The following is a 15,666-nucleotide window of genomic DNA, read 5'->3' as shown; positions in this document are numbered from 1 at the left end:
ACCTCGGCGCGCCCCGCGCAAGACACCTGTCACGAAGACGCCGCCAGCACCGCCCGCGCCACCTCGGCCCGCCACTCCGGATCGATCCGCCCGGCGCGCGGGGTGATCGCGAACGAGTCGACCACCGCGCCGCCCAGTGTCGCGACCTTGGCCCAGCGGACCTCGGCCTCGCACCGGCGCAGCGCCCCGGCGATCCGGAACAGCAGCCCGATCCGGTCGGTGGCCCGCAGTTCCAGCACCACGGTGTCCGACCCGCTCGTCTCGTCGTCGAACCACAGCACCTTCGGCTCGGCGACCGGCGCCGTCCCGCCGTAGTCGCGTTCCTTCGCCGCGAGCCGCTGGGTGAGCGGCAGTGTCCCGGCGACCGCGCGCGCGAACTGCTCCCGCAGCAGGGTGACGTCGGGCAGCGAGCCGAACTTCGGCGACGCGGTGAACAGGCCCGCCCGGCCGCCGTTGTGCGCCCGCAGCGACGCCGAGTGCACCTCCAGGGAGTTCAGCGCGAGCACTCCTGCCGCGGGCGCGAGCAGCTCGGCCCGTGCCGGGACGGCGAGCAGGACCGTGACCACCTTGCCGTGCGCGCTGATCCGCACCTCGCCCCGGCCCGACGTGACCGCCTCGGCGACCAGCTCGCGCTGGTGCTCGTCCATCGGACCGGGATCGGGGAACCCCTTGCCCCGCAAGGCTTCTTCGCAGCCCGAGACGAGCTCGGCGAGCAGCCGGGCTTTCCAGTCGGTCCACACGCCCGGACCGGTCGCGAGCGAATCGGCCTTGGTCAGCGCGTGCAGCAACTCGATCAACAGGCCGTCGTTTTCCAACGTCTTGACCACCCGAGAGACCGTCGCGGGGTCGCCGATGTCGCGCCGAGTCGCGGTGTGCGGCAGGAGCAGGTGGTGCCGCACCATCGCCGACACCGTCGCGGCGTCCTTTTCGGACAGTCCGAGCCTGGCGGCGACCTGGGCCGAGATCGCCGCGCCCAGCTCGGAGTGGTCCGCGTCACGGCCCTTCCCGATGTCGTGCAGCAGGGCGCCGATGAGCAGCAGATCCGGCCGCGCCACGGTGGTGGTCAGTTTCGCCGCCTCGACACAGGCGCGCACCAGGTGCCGGTCGACGGTCCAGGCGTGCACCGGCGACCGCGGTGGCAGGTCGCGCACCGCGCCCCATTCCGGGAACAGCCGTGCCCACAGCCCGGTGCGGTCCAGCGTCTCGACGGCGTCGACCAGCCCCTCCCCCGCGCCGAGCAGGTCCACGAGGGCGTCCAGCGCGTCCGGTGGCCACGGCGCGCGCAGCTCCGGCGCCGATTCCGCGAGCGTCTTCAGCGTCCCGTGGGCAATCGGTTTCCCGGCCCGCGCGGAGGCCGCGGCGACCCGCAGCAGCAACGCCGGGTCACGCGCGGGCACGACGTCGCGGGCGAGCGAGACCTCGTTCCCGTGCAGCACCACGCCTTCCGCGAGCGGGGTCCGCGCCGGACGTCGCCCGAAACGCGGCTTCGGTTGCTCCACAGTGGACCTGAGAGCCACGTCCACCGCGTACGCGATCGCCCGGCCCGCCCCGGAAAGCTTGCGCGCCAAGGAGAACCGGTCACCGAACCCGAGTTCGGCGGCGACCCGCTCGGCTTCCGGCGCGGCCAGCACGTCTCGCTCGCGCCGCAGTTCCCGGCGCAGTTCGGTGCGGACGTCCAGCAGCAGTGCCCGCGCCGCCAGCAGTTCCTCGCCGGGACGCGCCGTCAGCTGGGCCGCCGCGAGCGCTTCGAGCACCGCGAAGTCCCGCAGCCCGCCCCTGCCGTGCTTGAGGTCCGGCTCCGCGGACTGCGCGATCTCGCCGCTGCGCCGCCAGCGCAGCCGCACCGCGTCGGCCAGTTCGCCGAGGCGTTTGCGCGCGGTCCGCCGCCACTGCTCCCGCGCCGCGGCGGCGAGCCGCCCGGTGAGCGCGGCGTCCCCGGCGAGGTGCCGGGCGTCCAGCAGCCCCATCGCGGTGCGCAGATCCTCCGCCGCGACCTTGACCGCCTCGCCCGGCGTGCGCACCGAATGGTCGAGCCCCACCTTCGCGTCCCACAGCGGGTACCACAGCGCGTCCGCGATCTCCGCGACGCCGGGATTCCCGTTGTGCACCAGCACCAGGTCGAGATCGGAGCACGGCACCAGCTCGCGACGGCCGAGGCCGCCGACGGCGACCAGCGCGACACCGGGATCGGCGGTGTCGACACCGGCCGCCGTGGCGGCCCTGCCCAGCCAGAACTCGTAGAGATCGACCAGCGCGGCGCGCAACGCCGCCGCACCCAGCCGTCCGTGCCTGCCTTCGAGCAGCCGCTCGGCGGCCCTGGCCAGCTCACCCCCGTCGGTCATCCGTGGCGCCTATAGGGCGTCCGAGCCGCGTTCGCCCGTCCGTACCCGGATCACCGTGTCGACCGGGGTGACCCACACCTTCCCGTCGCCGATCTTGCCGGTGTGCGCGGCGGTGGTGATCGCGCTCAGCACCTTCTCGACGTTGGAATCGTCGGTGACGACCTCGATCTTCAGCTTGGCCACGAAGTCCACCGAGTACTCCGCGCCGCGATAGACCTCGGTATGTCCCTTCTGGCGGCCGTAGCCCTGCACCTCGCTGACCGTCATGCCGAGCACGCCCAGCTGTTCCAGCGCGGAGCGGACGTCGTCGAGCGTGAACGGCTTGACGATCGCGGTGATCAGCTTCATGCCTTGGTCTCCTCGAGTTTCGTGGCGGTCGCGGACTTCACCGGGAAGGTGGTGGGGTGGCCGAGGCCGCCGCCCATGCCCGTGAAGTCGTACGCGCTCTCCGCGTGCTGGGCCTCATCGATACCACCGACCTCGTCCTCCACGCTGACGCGGAAGCCACCGGCCTTCTTGATCACCCAGCCGATGAGGAAGGACAGCACGAACGAGTAACCCAGCACCACGCCCGCGGCCAGCGCCTGCTTCCCCAGCTGCCCGAGCCCACCACCGTAGAACAGGCCGTCGGCGCCCGCCGCGTTGACGCTCTTGGTGCCGAAGAAACCGATCAGCAACGTGCCGACGAGCCCGCCGACCAGGTGAACGCCGACGACGTCGAGCGAGTCGTCGAAACCGAAGCGGTACTTGAGGCCGACGGCCAGCGCGCACAGGGCGCCGGCGACGACGCCGATCGCGATCGCGCCCACCGGGCTGACGAACCCGGCGGCCGGGGTGATCGCGACGAGCCCGCCGACGGCGCCGGACGCGGCGCCCAGCGTGGTCGGCTTGCCGAACTTGAGCTGCTCGACCAGCAGCCAGCCGAGGACGGCGGCCGCGGTGGCGACGGTGGTGTTGGTGAAGGCGACGGCGGCGATGTCGTTGGCGGCCAGCGACGAACCGGCGTTGAAGCCGTACCAGCCGAACCACAGCAGGCTCGCGCCGAGCAGGACGAACGGGACGTTGTGCGGGCGCCCGGTGTCCTTCGGCCAGCCCTTGCGGCGGCCGAGCACGATGGCCAGCGCGAGGCCCGCGGCACCGGCGTTGATGTGCACCGCGGTGCCGCCGGCGAAGTCGAGCGCCTTGAGCTTGTTGGCGATCCAGCCGCCCACGTTCTGCGCGCCGAGGAAGCCGTCGAAAGAGAACACCCAGTGCGCGACCGGGAAGTACACGATGGTCACCCAGATCGCGACGAACAGCGTCCAGCCCCAGAACTTGGCGCGGTCGGCGATGGCGCCGGAGATCAGCGCCGGGGTGATGACCGCGAACATCAACTGGAACATCACGAACGCGAGCACCGGCAGCGCGTCCGGCCCCGGCCAGGCGACGGCGGGCGCGGTGTCGCTCGCGGCGACCGCGAACCCGGCGAGCTTGCCGACCGTGCCGGACAGACCCGCCAGGTCGAAGTTACCGAGCAGACCGCCGAACGCGTCGTTGCCGAAGGCCATCGAGAAGCCGTACAGCGTCCACAGCACTCCCACCACGGCCAGCGCGATGAAGTTCATCATCAACATGTTCAGTACGCTCTTCGCGCGGACCATGCCGCCGTAGAAGAACGCCAATCCCGGGGTCATGAGCATGACCAGCGCGGCGCTGACCAGTACCCATGCCGTGTCTCCCGCGTTCAGCACAATCTTCCTCCACCTGCACTGGGTATCTGCCGGGAGAGTTTTGGTGCGCGGTGTTTCACCGGGCGCCGATTCAGGTTTCGCGTGCGTGAACTGTCCGTGCCCGCTTGTTACGGCCAGGTTTCCGGTCACCCGTGGTGCGCTGTCCGGTTGCGAAACGTCGTGGTCGAATATCCCCATGAACTCCGCCGAGCACCCTCGTGACCGACTGCCCCATCGTGTGGTCCACGCCCTGCGCTGCTCGGTGTGCGGTGCCCAGGTCAAGCGGGCCGACACGACGGTGCGGTGCCACCAGGGTCACTCGTTCGATATCGCGAAACAGGGATACGTGAACCTGCTGCACGCGCGGATCCCGGCCGGGACGGCGGACACCGCGCCGATGGTGGCCGCCCGCGCGGCGTTCCTCGGCTCCGGCGTCTACCGGCCGCTCGCCGACGTCCTCGCGCGCCTCGCCGCGACCCACGCCGGGGACGGCCTGATCGTCGACGCGGGCGCGGGCACCGGCTACTACCTCGCGCGGGCGCTCGACGCCGCGCCGAAGGCCGCCGGCCTCGCACTCGACGTCTCCGCGCTCGCCCTGCGCCGCGCCGCCCGCGCGCACGAACGCGCCGGGGCGGCGGTGTGGAACCTGTGGGAGCCGTGGCCGATGGGCGATGACGTGGCCTCGATGGTGTTCAACGTGTTCGCGCCGCGCAACGCCGAGCAGTTCCATCGGGTGCTGGCGCCCGGCGGCCTGCTCGTGGTCGCGACGCCGACCGCGGGACACCTGCGTGAGCTGGGCGACCTCGTGCTCGACGTGGACGAGCGGAAGGACGAACGGCTGGCACGCTCGCTCAGCGAGTACTTCACCCGGACGAGCCGCGTCGAGGTCACCAACCGGGTGGAGTTCTCGCCAGAGCTCGTGCGCGAGGTCGTCGACATGGGCCCGACGGCGCATCACCTCACCGACGACCGGCGTGCCCGCCTCGAAGCGCTCTCTTCCCCTCTCGACGTCACGACGTCCTTCGCGGTGTCGGTCTACCGCGCGGTGACGGCATGACCCCGGACCTGACCGAGCCCGCCACCCTGCTCGCCGATCCGGCGTGGGTCCGCGCGCGGATCGGCGGTGCGGCGAAGCTCTACGGCTGTGCGAGGCCGGAGGTGCTCGGGACGATCTGGTGGTACTCGCTGTCGTCGGTGCTGGTGGCGCCGTCGCTGGAGTCACTGATCGCCACCGGTGTCGCGGTGGATCCTTCCCTGGACGCGGTTTCGCTGGACATGGTGGCCGACGGCCGTTTCCTCGGCGCGCGGTCCTCCCGGCCGTTGTCCTCGGATCCGGACGTACTGGGGGCCGCGTTCTCGGTCGCGCTGGAGACGGCGATCCGCACCATCGCCTCGGTGTCCGGCGCGAATCCGCGAGCGCTGGGCGCGATCGCCACCGACTCGATCGGCAACCGTCTACTGTGGACGTCCGATCCGGAGCGCGCGATGGATTTGGCCGCCCCGCTGGTGTCGGCGATCGGGCTCGGGATGCCCCGGCCACGCTTCGTCCGGGTGGGCCGCACGCCGGTCGTGCGCCGGTCTTCCTGTTGCCTGATCTACGAAGCCGGGAACCCGAAGTGCACCAGCTGCCCGCGCCAGCCCCCCGCCGAGCGCGACCGCCGCCTCCGCGCCGCCCTGGGGTAGCGCGCCCCAATGTGGCATTGGGTGCACTGGACGCACCCAATGTGGCGTTCGGTGCGTTGGACGCACCGAACGCCACATTGGGGCGCTTGACCTCGTCCTTCCAGGGCCGGTGCCACGGTCGGGCGACTTCCCACGCCAGGCACCGCACGGTAGGCAGAAAGTGACCTGTCACGACCGTGAGGAGTGTGCTCGTCGATGCGTGCGCGTGTACTGGCCCCGGCAATCGCCCTTGCCCTGACGTCACTCCCGGCCGTCGCGGCCACCGCCGCCGCGGATCCGCCGTACCAGCTCAGGCACGTCCACACCGGCTACTGTCTCGGCGAGGACGGCGGCCTGGTCGACACCTACCGCTGCGATCCGAAACACGAGTGGCACGTCTCCGGCGACCCGGGCGGGATGGTGTTCGAGGACATCGCGTCCAAGCGCTGTCTCGAAGTGGCCCGCAACGGCAGACAGGTGTCCACCAGCGCGTGCGACGGGGCCCCGGTGCAACGCTGGGCGCTGCGCGGCCCCGGCCGGTCGAAGGGCACCCTGGAGAACACGGCTTCGCACACCTGCCTGTCCTACGACTTCCGGAAGGTCACCGCCGAGCCCTGTGACGCGGCGAAGGGCCAGCAGCAGACCTGGGACGTCGACGGCTGAACCAGTGGTACCAGCCCGGCCGCCTTCGACAGATACCACTTCGACTGGTCGAAGATCCGCTTCGTCGACCAGGGCTGGCTGGACGGCGTGCCGTATGGATGCAGCCTCTCCTAGGCCGGGTTCCCCCTGTCGGCCGTCCGGCCCGCGATCACCGGGACGCGGCCTGGTGTCCGGCAGGGCTCCGGTCCGCGTCACGCCGGTAGCTGTAGTGGATGAACCCCTCGTGGTACCTGCCCAGCCTGTCGTACAGCGCCCTGGCCGGGGCGTCCTCCAGCGTGTTCCAGTAGAGGCCGGGAAAGCCGTGCTTCTCGGCGTCACGCGCCACCCACTCGATCATCGCGGTCGCGACACCCCGTCGCCGGATTTCCCCGTCCACGAACAGGTCCGCCAGATAGCACTTTCCGGCGTACCAGACGCTGACGTGGAACAGGTAGTGCGCGATGCCGACCATCCGGCCGTCCAGCCGGGCGGCGATCCCGCGGATCCGGTCGTCGTCGAGCAGGCGCCGCCAGGTCCGCTCGTAGGCGTCGTCGTCGCGTTCGACCCCGAAGTACGCGTCCTTGGCCCGGGCCAGTTCCTCCCAGCGGGCACGGTCGGATTCGGTCAGGAAGCTGATCTCCACCATGGTCACCATCCTGCCCATCGGCTGGGAATCGATGGCCACGGGCTGGAACGCTGAGTACCGTGGCGGTCGATGAGTGAACGTACCTGGGGTTTTCGCACGCGCGCGCTGCACGCGGGCGGTACCCCCGATCCGGCGACCGGTGCCCGCGCCGTGCCGATCTACCAGACCACCAGCTTCGTGTTCGAAGACGCCACCGACGCGGCGAACCTGTTCGCGTTGCAGAAGTACGGCAACGTCTACAGCCGGATCGGCAATCCGACCGTCGCCGCGTTCGAGGAGCGCATCGCCAGTCTCGAAGGCGCGATCGGCGGCGTCGCGACCGCCAGCGGGCAGGCCGCGGAGTTCCTGACGTTCTCCGCGCTCGCCGAGGCGGGCGAGCACATCGTGTCCGCGAGCGGGCTCTACGGCGGGACGGTCACGCAGCTCACCGGGACACTGGCGCGCTTCGGCGTGGAGACGACGTTCGTCGGCGGCGACCGCGTCGAGGACTACGCGGCGGCGATCACCGACCGGACACGGCTGCTCTACACCGAGGTCGTCGGCAACCCGAGCGGCGCGATCGCCGACCTCGCCGGGCTGGCGGATCTCGCGCACTCCCACGACATCCCGCTCGTGGTGGACGCGACGCTCGCGACGCCGTACCTGTGCCGCCCGATCGAGCAAGGCGCCGACATCGTGCTGCACTCGGCGACGAAGTTCCTCGGCGGGCACGGCACCACGCTCGGCGGAGTCGTCGTGGAATCCGGGAAGTTCGACTGGGGCAACGGAAAGTTCCCCCGGATGACCGAGACCGTGGAGAGCTACGGCGGCCTGAAGTACTGGGAGAACTTCGGCGAATACGCTTTCTGCACGCGGCTGCGGGCCGAGCAGCTGCGGGACATCGGGGCGGTGCTCTCGCCGCACTCGGCCTTCCTGTTGCTGCAAGGCGTCGAGACGTTGCCACAACGGATGGACGCGCACCTCGCCAACGCCCACGCCGTCGCCGAGTACCTCGCCCTCGACGACCGCGTCGAGTGGGTCGGGTACGCCGGGCTGCCGGGACATCCGCACTACGCCCGCGCCCAGCGGTACCTGCCGCAGGGGCCCGGCGCGGTGTTCTCCTTCGGGATCAGGGGCGGGCGCGCGGCGGGCGAGAAGTTCGTCGACTCGGTCGAGCTGCTTTCGCACCTGGCCAACGTCGGCGACGCGCGGACGCTGGTGATCCATCCGGCCTCGACCACGCACGCGCAGCTGTCGGACGAGCGGCTGCGGGCGGCGGGCGTGAGCCCGGACCTGATCCGGCTCTCGGTCGGGCTGGAGGACGCCGAGGACATCCTGTGGGACCTCGACCAGGCACTGGACAAGGCGGTGTCGGGATGACCGAAGACGTCTCGGCCGCCGAACGACGGCGACTGCTGGGCCGGACGCGGTCGGTGACGCTGGTCGGCGCGTCGGCGAATCCGGCGCGGCCGAGCTTCTTCGTCGCGACCTACCTGCTCTCCTCGACGCGCTACGAGGTCCACTTCGTGAACCCGCGGCTGGACACCCTGCTCGGACAGCCGGTGTACCCGACGTTGAAGGACGTGCCGGGCGGGCTCGACCTGGTCAGCGTGTTCCGCAGGCACGACGACCTGCCACAGGTGGCCGAAGAGGTCATCGACGTCGGCGCGCGGACGTTGTGGCTGCAACTGGGCCTGTGGCACGAAGAGGTCGCCGCGCGCGGCCGGGCGGCCGGACTGGACGTGGTGATGAACCGGTGCGTGAAGATCGAGCACGCGCGCTTCGCCGGTGGGCTGCACCTGGCCGGGTTCAACACCGGGGTGATCAGCTCACGACGTCGATCGGAGCCGTAAGGTTGGCCAGGATGATCAAGATCAGGGAGGCCGGGCCCGCCGACGGCGATGTGCTCGGCGAGATCCACGTCGCGGCGTGGCGGGTGGCGTACGCGCCGTCCTTCGCGCCGGAGTTCGCCGAGCGGGCGCTCAGTGCCCGGCTCGGGCGGTGGCACCAGCGGATCGCCGACGGCGCGGGAACATTGCTGCTGGCCGAGCTTGACGGCCGCCCGCAGGGGCTGTCGTTCTCGCTCCCGTCCACCGAGCGGCCGGGGCTCGCGGAGATCTCCAGCTTCTACGGTCACCCGGACAGCTGGGGCAGCGGCATCGCCGCCGCGTTGATGACCGAGACGCTGCGGCGGATGTCCGGCGGCGGTTTCACCCGGGTGCATCTGTGGACCTGGCGCGACACACCCCAGTCCCGCCGGTTCTACGCCAAGTGCGGCTTCGCCGAAACGGGCGCCACGCGCCGGTTCGACTACGGCGAGGGAAACCTGATCGACCAGGTCGAGTACGAACGCGCCGTGGGGTGACCGGCCGTCCCGCCCCCTATGGGTAGGGTCGTTGACATGGCGAAACCGAGCGGGCTGCAGGTCCGGAACATTCTCGCGGCCGTGCTGATGGCGGCGGCGTTCGTGTGGAACCTCGCGATCGGCGGCCCGTGGTGGGTCAGCGCGATCGTCGGTGTCGCCTTCGTCCTCTCCATCGCCTCGGCCGTTCTCAACCGTCCCGGCGCGAACTGACCCGCCCGCGAAAGTTGATAGACCGCTCTAACGCGCGCGTATCCTGACCGGGTGGCAGGGACCAAGGAACGCATCATGGCGGCCGGAGCCGAGTTGTTCCGGCGCAACGGGTACACCGGCACCGGGGTGAAGCAGATCGTCGAGACCGCGAACGCCCCGTTCGGCTCGCTGTACCACTTCTTCCCCGGCGGGAAGGAGCAGCTGGGCGAGGAGGTCATCCGCACCTCGGGGATGATGTACATCCAGGTGATCGACGTCTTCCTGGAACCGGCGACCGACCTGATCAGCGGCCTCGAAGCCTGCTTCGCCGGTGCCGCGGCCACACTGCGCGAGACGGACTACGCCGACGCCTGCCCGATCGCGACCGTCGCGCTGGAGGTGGCCAGCACCAACGAGCAGCTGCGGATCGCCACCGCGGACGTGTTCGAGGCGTGGACCGCAGCGGGCACCGAACGGTTCCGCCGGTTCGGGCTGGGCGAGGACGCCGCGCGGACGCTGACGCTGACGTTCGTCACCAGCCTGGAGGGCGCGTTCGTGCTGAGCCGCTCCCTGCGCAGCACCGAGCCCATCGCGGTCGCGGGCTCCGCCGTGGTCGACGTCGCCCGCCGCCTGCTCGCCGAGGCGTAAAGGTCTCTGAAGGCCACCTTGAGGGACCTGGAGTCCCTCAAGGTGGCCTTCAGAGACCTCAGGGGATTGTGACGAGGACTTTCCCGACAACGCCCTGTTCGAGGGCGGTGTGCGCCTCGGCGACCCGGTCGAGTGGGAAGTGGTGCAGCGGCAGTCCGGCCTCCTCGCCGACGCGCAGGGCGCCCGCGGCCATGGCCGCGGCGACGTCGGCGACCGCGTGGTCCTTCGCCGCCGCCGGGACGGTGTAGACGTAGACGCCCTGCCAGCGCAGGTTCGACGGCAGCGTTTCGAGCACCGGCACCGACAACGGCTCCCCCGCGTTGCCCGCGTAGAAGGCGATGACGGCGCCGGGAGCGGCCACCGCGACGTCGAGCGCGGCGTTGGTGGCGGGCGCGACCTCCACGATGATGTCCACGCCGTCCGGCGCGGCGGCCCGGATCTCCGTGGCGGCGTCCCCCGCGCGGTAGTCGATCACGTGGTCCGCGCCCGCCGCGCGGGCCAGCGCCGCCTTGGCGGGCCCGCTGACGGTGGTGAGCACCCGCGCGCCGGCCCAGCGGGCGAGCTGGATCGCGGCGTTCCCGACCGCGCCCGCGCCGCCCGCGACCAACACCGTGGTGCCGCCCAGACCGCCGGGCGCGATCCGCCCCGTGCCGCCGTCGGCGACCGTCAGCGCGCGGTGCGCGGTCAGCGCCGGGATGCCCACGGACGCGCCGAGCTCGAACGAAACCGCATCGGGCAGGACGACGGCCTGGCGGTCCGGGACGAGCGTGTACTGCTGGGCCGTGCCCCAGGCCCGCTGCCACGCGGCCTCCCAGATCCACACCCGCTGCCCGATCCGGGCCGGGTCGACGTGTGCGCCGACGGCGTCGATCACCCCGGCACCGTCCTGGTGCGGCACCTGTTCGGCGATCCCGTCGGGCAGCGTGCGCTGCCTGCTCCGCCAGTCCGTGGGGTTGACGCCGGAGACGCGCACCCGGACCCGCACCTCACCCGGACCGGGCTCGGGCACCGGACGTTCGACCAGCCGAAGGACTCCGGGACCACCGGCGGCGGTCCGCACGACCGCCTTCACCGCTCACCATTCCTGCACATACCCCGGCGAACCGCCATGATCGTCGACGTATTCCCCCGTAGCGGTCCGTGAATGCCACATTGAGGGACTCAGAGTCCCTCAATGTGGCATTCACGGACCTGGAAACGCGCTATTCGCCGTTCTTGGGTTCCGGGGCCTCGCTGCGCACTTCCCAGCGGACGCTGGTGACCGACGGCTCCAGCGAAAGCCTGCTGACCGCCGACTCCATCTGCTTGTCGTCCCGCTGCTCCGCCGACAGCTCGGCACGCACCTCGACGAGCCCTTCGGTCCCGGTGTTGCTGCTCTGCACCGAGGCGAGCCGGAAGTCGGTCCGCCCGAGGGCCTGCACCAGCAGCGCCCGCACGTGTGCCTCGGACTCGTCCCGGGTCACCGCGCGGAAGTCGTAGACCGAGGGCGTCTCGTCCCCGGATTCCGGCCTGCGGTCGATGATCCGGCCCAGCGGCCGCAGCGCCAGGTTGACCACGACGACCACGACCGTCCCGGCGACCGCGACCGAGTACAGCCCGGCCCCGGCCAGCGACCCGACCGCCGCCGAGCACCACAGCGTCGCGGCGGTGTTCAGGCCGCGGATCGACAGCCCGTCCCGCAGGATCACGCCGGCGCCGAGGAAACCGATGCCGGACACGATCTGCGCGGCCACCCGCGTCGGATCCGCGCCGGTGAGCCCGCCGAATCCGTGGGCCGACAGCAGCACGAACAGCGTGGCACCCGCCGCGACCAGCGCGTTGGTGCGCAGGCCCGCCATCCGCGCGCGGTACTGGCGTTCGACGCCGATGACGATGCCGAGGCCCACCCCGGTGCCCAGGCGCAGCACCATTTCCGCAGTGGTCATGCAGTCCGGCCTTCGATCTCGGGAGTAGCACTGCCACCACGTTCGGTGACAGCGCGCCCAGTAGACCGCAGTCCTCAGCGGACAGTCAAATACTTGCACAAGTAATTGACCATGTGTTCACCGCGTGTTCGCCGCCTCCGGAGGCGGACGTCCTCATGACGCTCCGGCCGCCAGGTTCTCCTCGACGCGCTCACGCAAGCGGACCGCCCGAGGATCGTCGAACTCCGCGAGAACGGCCGATGCCTCCGCCCAGTGCGTGTGCGCGTCCTCGGGCTCTTCCGCCTCCTGCAGTGCCATGGCGAGATTCGCCAACGCGCCCGCCAGCCGCCACCGGTCGCCGAGTTCACGATGCGTCGCGACAGCGAGCCGATGGAACTTCGCCGCCTCGTCGGGACGTCCCAGCGCCCGGTAGCTCTCCCCGGTCCCGTCCAGCGCCATGGCTTCCCGGTTGCGATCGCCGAGCCCGCGCTGGATCGCGGCGGACCGCTGTCCGTCGATCAACGCCTCGGCCGGCTGCCCGGCCGCGCGGTGCACCCTGGCGGCCTCCAGCAACCAGAACGCCTCCCACGCGAGATTGTGTTCGGCCCGCGCGATGCCGAGGGCGTCCTGGATCGAGGTCAGCGCGTCGTCCACCTCTCCCAGTTCCCGTTGCACCGCGGCGAGTTCGAACAACGCGCTGCCTTCGTAGGCGCGATCACCGAGTTCACGCAAGGTGACCACGGCCTCGTCGAGCAGCCGCACGGCCGCCGCGTGCTCACCGAGCTCGCCGAGCACCATCCCGAGATTGACCTGCGCCAATGCCGACCATCGGCGCTCGCCGAGTTCCTGGCAGGCGGCGAGAGCCGTCCCGAAGTGGTTCCGTGCCTCCGCCAGCCGCCGTTTCCGCCAGGCGAGCAGGCCGAGCGCGGTGACCGACAGCGCCGCGCCCAGACGGTCACCGGTCGCCCGCCGGATGATGAGAGCCCCCGTGTGACACTCCTCGGCCTCGGACAACCGCACCGTCTGCGAGTAGGCCATTCCGAGGCTTTCCAGCAGTTCGGCCTCCCCTGCGCGGTCGTGGACCCGGCGAGCCGAGTCGAGCCCGATCCGCGCCGTGGCGATCCAGTCCTCGAACAGGCTCCGGCGGGCGTAGACGCTCCGCAGCACGGCCGCGAGCTTCCAGGCATGACCGTGGAGCCCCGCCTCGGCGGCCGCGCGCACGGCGGCCACCAGGTTCACCTGTTCCTCTTCGTACCACCGGAACGCGGCGTCGAGGTCGGCGAAGGTCAGCGGGGTGACCGCCACCTCCGGCCCGACGTCGAGGTGCCGGTTGAGCGGAGCCAGGATCCGCACCGCGGCACTCGCCGCCCGCAGGTACCAGGAAACCACTCGTTCCAGGGCCGCACGGCGTGTTTCCGGTGTTTCCTGGTGCACCGCCTGGTCATTCGCATACGCCCGGAGCAGATCGTGGAACTGGTAGCGCCCCGGCGCACGCTGTTCGAGCATGTGCGCCCCCACGAGCACGTCCAGCAGATGTCGTGTCTCGCCGTCCTGGCCGTCGGCCAGCGCGGCGGCGGCCGGTATGCCGAACTCCGGGCCGGGATGCCACCCCAGCTTCCTGAACAATCGGGCCGCGGCTTCGGGAAGTGCCCGATAGGACCACGCGAACACCGTGCGGACGGCGTCTGCCTCTTCGTCGTCTTCAGCGGTGAGCGCGTCCCACAACGCCGACTCGTCACGGAGATCCGTGATGAGTTCGGCCAGCAGCATGAGCGGACGGCTGGACGCGCGTTCCGCCGCGATCCGCAGGGCGAGCGGAAGCCGGGCACACAGCCCGGCCAGCTCCGTCAGCTCCGCGTGGCTGTCCTGTCCTCGATAGCCCGCCGTCACGGTCCGCAGCAACGTGACCGCTTCCTCCTCGGACAGCGTGTCCAGGGCCAACCTGCGCGCGCCGTCCCTGGCGACCAGCCCGGACAACCGGCTCCTGCTGGTGACCAGGACCAGGCACTCCGCGTTACCCGGCAGCAGCGGCCGGATCTGCCCCACGGTCGCGGCATTGTCCAGCAGCACCAGCACGCGCCGGTCCGCCAGTAGCGACCGGTACAACGCCGCCCGGTCTTCGAGCTCGGCGGGAACAGCTTCCGGCCGCACTCCCAGCGCACGCAGGAAGCGGTCGAGCACCTGCTCGGGCGACACCGGCGGCCCCGGGTCGTAGCCGCGCAGGCTCGCGAACAGCTGCCCGTGGGGAAATCGCCACCGGGCGCTGTGCGCCCAGTGCAGAGCCAGCGAGGTCTTGCCGACTCCCGCGGTCCCCACGATGACGTACACACCGACGGCGGGGAGTTCGCCACGGTCGGCCCCGAGGGCCTCGTCGAGCCGTTCCAGTTCGGCTCGGCGATTGACGAATCCGCGCACATCCCCGGGCAGTTGCCGTGGCACCGGTTCCGCCGAGTGCCCGCCACCGTGGAAATGCACACCACCGTGGACATCCCTCGCCTGCACGACGTCGGACGCCGAGCCCGACATCTCGGCGCGCTGTCCCCGCCCGCGGTCGTCGTCCCGTTCCGCCGCGTCGCCCGCTCTCATCGGCTACCCGCCGGACGGCGGTGCCAGGCCCGCGACCTCACGTTCGAAAAAGGTCTCCATGTCTTCGCCCGCAGTGAACAGCTCCTGGATGCGTTCCTGGGTGCGCACGACCCGCGCCTGGTCGGTGAACCGGACTCCCCCTTGGGGGAGACCGTTCTCGTCGTACACGATCTCGTACATGACGTCGGTGCCGAGTGTGACGACCTCGGGGAGCGGCCCGTCCCGCTCGAACCACTCGACCTGCTCCGGCCGGACGGCCCGAACGTGGTCGCCGCATTGGTTCCGCAACCGGAGCAGGTGCAGTTCCCACTGCAAATAGGGTGTGATCGGCTTTTCCACCACCCGGACCCACCAGGTACTGAAACCGTGTTCGACGATCTTCCGGTAGGTGTCCTGCAAACTGGCGCGCCGGGCTTCGTGCAGCCGGAGCGCTTCCTCCCAGTCTCCGTTGCGGAATGCCGTCCAGCTCTCACTATAGGGTTCCTGAAACGTCTGGCGGCGTTCCAGCTTCCACAGGCCGGGCGCACCGGTCCGCCAAAGATCCTTTCCGAACTCCTCGTGGTAGATATCGCCTACCATCCGCTCGCCGGAATCTCTGTCGAGAAGATCACGCATCTGGTATGTCCGCCTTCGCCGCGATGATCATGCCGCGAGGCAGGATAACCAGCCGTTCACCCTCGCCGACGCTCACCCCGTCGGGCAACCGGGACCGATAGGCCTGTGTCAGATCCCGTCCGACAACCGCGACATCGCCGTTGGTCAGCTCCCAGATGTCCGGGCACTGGCCGAATTCACCGCTCGCCGTATCACCCCCTCCGCCACCACTGCCCGGCTCCCTCGGCGAGATCCCCAGCCGACGGGCGAACGAAGCGGAAGGATCCGGCTCCCATACCGCATGATTCACGATCAGCCCTCCCAACATAATCATGAACCTACGAGGATACTCGCACGCGACTAATCGAAACCACCTCTTCGACCGATCCGATCGAGTGAC

17 protein-coding genes are annotated in these 15,666 nt (G+C 70.7%); 8 read left to right on the top strand and 9 right to left on the bottom strand.

Translation table 11 applies throughout. The features are described from left to right. Positions 1–29: 29 nt before the first annotated feature. The 3 genes from ABD987_RS09840 to ABD987_RS09830 are packed head-to-tail and all read right to left on the bottom strand — an operon-like array spanning position 30 to position 4,072. Positions 30–2,342 carry a [protein-PII] uridylyltransferase gene (locus ABD987_RS09840; protein WP_345389389.1) on the bottom strand — a complete coding sequence of 771 codons (2,313 nt, stop codon included), beginning with the start codon at positions 2,340–2,342 and terminating at the stop codon, positions 30–32. Positions 2,343–2,351: 9 nt separating this feature from the next. Beyond that, on the bottom strand, positions 2,352–2,690 hold the full coding sequence (locus ABD987_RS09835) for a P-II family nitrogen regulator (RefSeq protein WP_345389387.1): 339 nt from the start codon (positions 2,688–2,690) through the stop codon (positions 2,352–2,354). Continuing rightward, the gene (locus ABD987_RS09830; protein ID WP_345389385.1) at positions 2,687–4,072 is read right to left on the bottom strand and encodes an ammonium transporter; all 1,386 of its coding nucleotides are present in this window, start codon (positions 4,070–4,072) and stop codon (positions 2,687–2,689) included. The genes ABD987_RS09835 and ABD987_RS09830 overlap by 4 nt, the downstream gene beginning before the upstream one ends. Before the next feature lie 175 nt (positions 4,073–4,247). Here ABD987_RS09830 and ABD987_RS09825 point away from each other — a divergent pair, with 175 nt between their 5' ends. The 3 genes from ABD987_RS09825 to ABD987_RS09815 all read left to right on the top strand — a co-directional run bounded on the left by ABD987_RS09825 (position 4,248) and on the right by ABD987_RS09815 (position 6,376). Then, the gene (locus ABD987_RS09825) at positions 4,248–5,108 is read left to right on the top strand and encodes a putative RNA methyltransferase (RefSeq protein WP_345389383.1); all 861 of its coding nucleotides are present in this window, start codon (positions 4,248–4,250) and stop codon (positions 5,106–5,108) included. Next, positions 5,105–5,734 (top strand): (2Fe-2S)-binding protein, encoded by a 630-nt coding sequence (locus ABD987_RS09820; RefSeq protein WP_345389381.1) that lies wholly within the window; start codon positions 5,105–5,107, stop codon positions 5,732–5,734. The genes ABD987_RS09825 and ABD987_RS09820 overlap by 4 nt, the downstream gene beginning before the upstream one ends. Positions 5,735–5,929: 195 nt before the next feature. Continuing rightward, positions 5,930–6,376 (top strand): RICIN domain-containing protein, encoded by a 447-nt coding sequence (locus tag ABD987_RS09815; protein ID WP_345389379.1) that lies wholly within the window; start codon positions 5,930–5,932, stop codon positions 6,374–6,376. Between the two features lie 148 nt (positions 6,377–6,524). On the opposite strand, the gene ABD987_RS09810 is transcribed toward ABD987_RS09815, so the two are convergent. After that, positions 6,525–7,040 (bottom strand): GNAT family N-acetyltransferase, encoded by a 516-nt coding sequence (locus ABD987_RS09810; RefSeq protein ID WP_345389377.1) that lies wholly within the window; start codon positions 7,038–7,040, stop codon positions 6,525–6,527. 30 nt (positions 7,041–7,070) lie between these two features. Between ABD987_RS09810 and ABD987_RS09805 the strand changes: the two genes are divergently transcribed. From ABD987_RS09805 to ABD987_RS09785, 5 genes are read left to right on the top strand one after another with little or no spacing between them, the layout of a single operon-like run. Then, positions 7,071–8,360, top strand: a complete 1,290-nt coding sequence (locus ABD987_RS09805) for an O-acetylhomoserine aminocarboxypropyltransferase/cysteine synthase family protein (RefSeq protein ID WP_345389375.1) — start codon at positions 7,071–7,073, stop codon at positions 8,358–8,360. Continuing rightward, a complete protein-coding gene (locus tag ABD987_RS09800; protein ID WP_345389373.1) occupies positions 8,357–8,833 on the top strand; it encodes a CoA-binding protein in 477 nt (158 codons plus the stop codon). Before ABD987_RS09805 ends, ABD987_RS09800 begins: the two co-directional genes overlap by 4 nt. 11 nt (positions 8,834–8,844) lie before the next feature. Then, on the top strand, positions 8,845–9,345 hold the full coding sequence (locus tag ABD987_RS09795) for a GNAT family N-acetyltransferase (RefSeq protein WP_345389371.1): 501 nt from the start codon (positions 8,845–8,847) through the stop codon (positions 9,343–9,345). Between the two features lie 36 nt (positions 9,346–9,381). Beyond that, positions 9,382–9,555, top strand: a complete 174-nt coding sequence (locus ABD987_RS09790; protein WP_345389369.1) for a hypothetical protein — start codon at positions 9,382–9,384, stop codon at positions 9,553–9,555. Between the two features lie 51 nt (positions 9,556–9,606). After that, positions 9,607–10,182 (top strand): TetR/AcrR family transcriptional regulator, encoded by a 576-nt coding sequence (locus ABD987_RS09785; protein ID WP_452039168.1) that lies wholly within the window; start codon positions 9,607–9,609, stop codon positions 10,180–10,182. 58 nt (positions 10,183–10,240) lie between these two features. Here the strand turns inward: ABD987_RS09785 and ABD987_RS09780 are convergent, their stop codons facing one another. The 5 genes from ABD987_RS09780 to ABD987_RS09760 form a co-directional block, all read right to left on the bottom strand. After that, positions 10,241–11,254 carry an NADPH:quinone reductase gene (locus ABD987_RS09780; RefSeq protein WP_345389367.1) on the bottom strand — a complete coding sequence of 338 codons (1,014 nt, stop codon included), beginning with the start codon at positions 11,252–11,254 and terminating at the stop codon, positions 10,241–10,243. 130 nt (positions 11,255–11,384) lie between these two features. Beyond that, entirely contained in the window at positions 11,385–12,107 is a 723-nt protein-coding gene (locus tag ABD987_RS09775) for an MgtC/SapB family protein (RefSeq protein ID WP_345389365.1), read from the bottom strand. A 153-nt stretch (positions 12,108–12,260) separates the two neighbouring features. Continuing rightward, positions 12,261–14,672 carry an ATP-binding protein gene (locus tag ABD987_RS09770; protein WP_345389363.1) on the bottom strand — a complete coding sequence of 804 codons (2,412 nt, stop codon included), beginning with the start codon at positions 14,670–14,672 and terminating at the stop codon, positions 12,261–12,263. Positions 14,673–14,675: 3 nt separating this feature from the next. Next, positions 14,676–15,251, bottom strand: a complete 576-nt coding sequence (locus ABD987_RS09765) for a DUF6879 family protein (RefSeq protein ID WP_345389361.1) — start codon at positions 15,249–15,251, stop codon at positions 14,676–14,678. A gap of 28 nt (positions 15,252–15,279) precedes the next feature. Beyond that, positions 15,280–15,600, bottom strand: coding sequence for a hypothetical protein (locus ABD987_RS09760; RefSeq protein ID WP_345389359.1), 321 nt, complete (start codon positions 15,598–15,600; stop codon positions 15,280–15,282). Positions 15,601–15,666: the final 66 nt, after the last annotated feature.

The organism is Amycolatopsis samaneae (assembly GCF_039541975.1).
Taxonomy (GTDB): Bacteria; Actinomycetota; Actinomycetes; order Mycobacteriales; family Pseudonocardiaceae; genus Amycolatopsis; species Amycolatopsis samaneae.
This window is presented reverse-complemented; position numbering and strand designations above follow the sequence as displayed.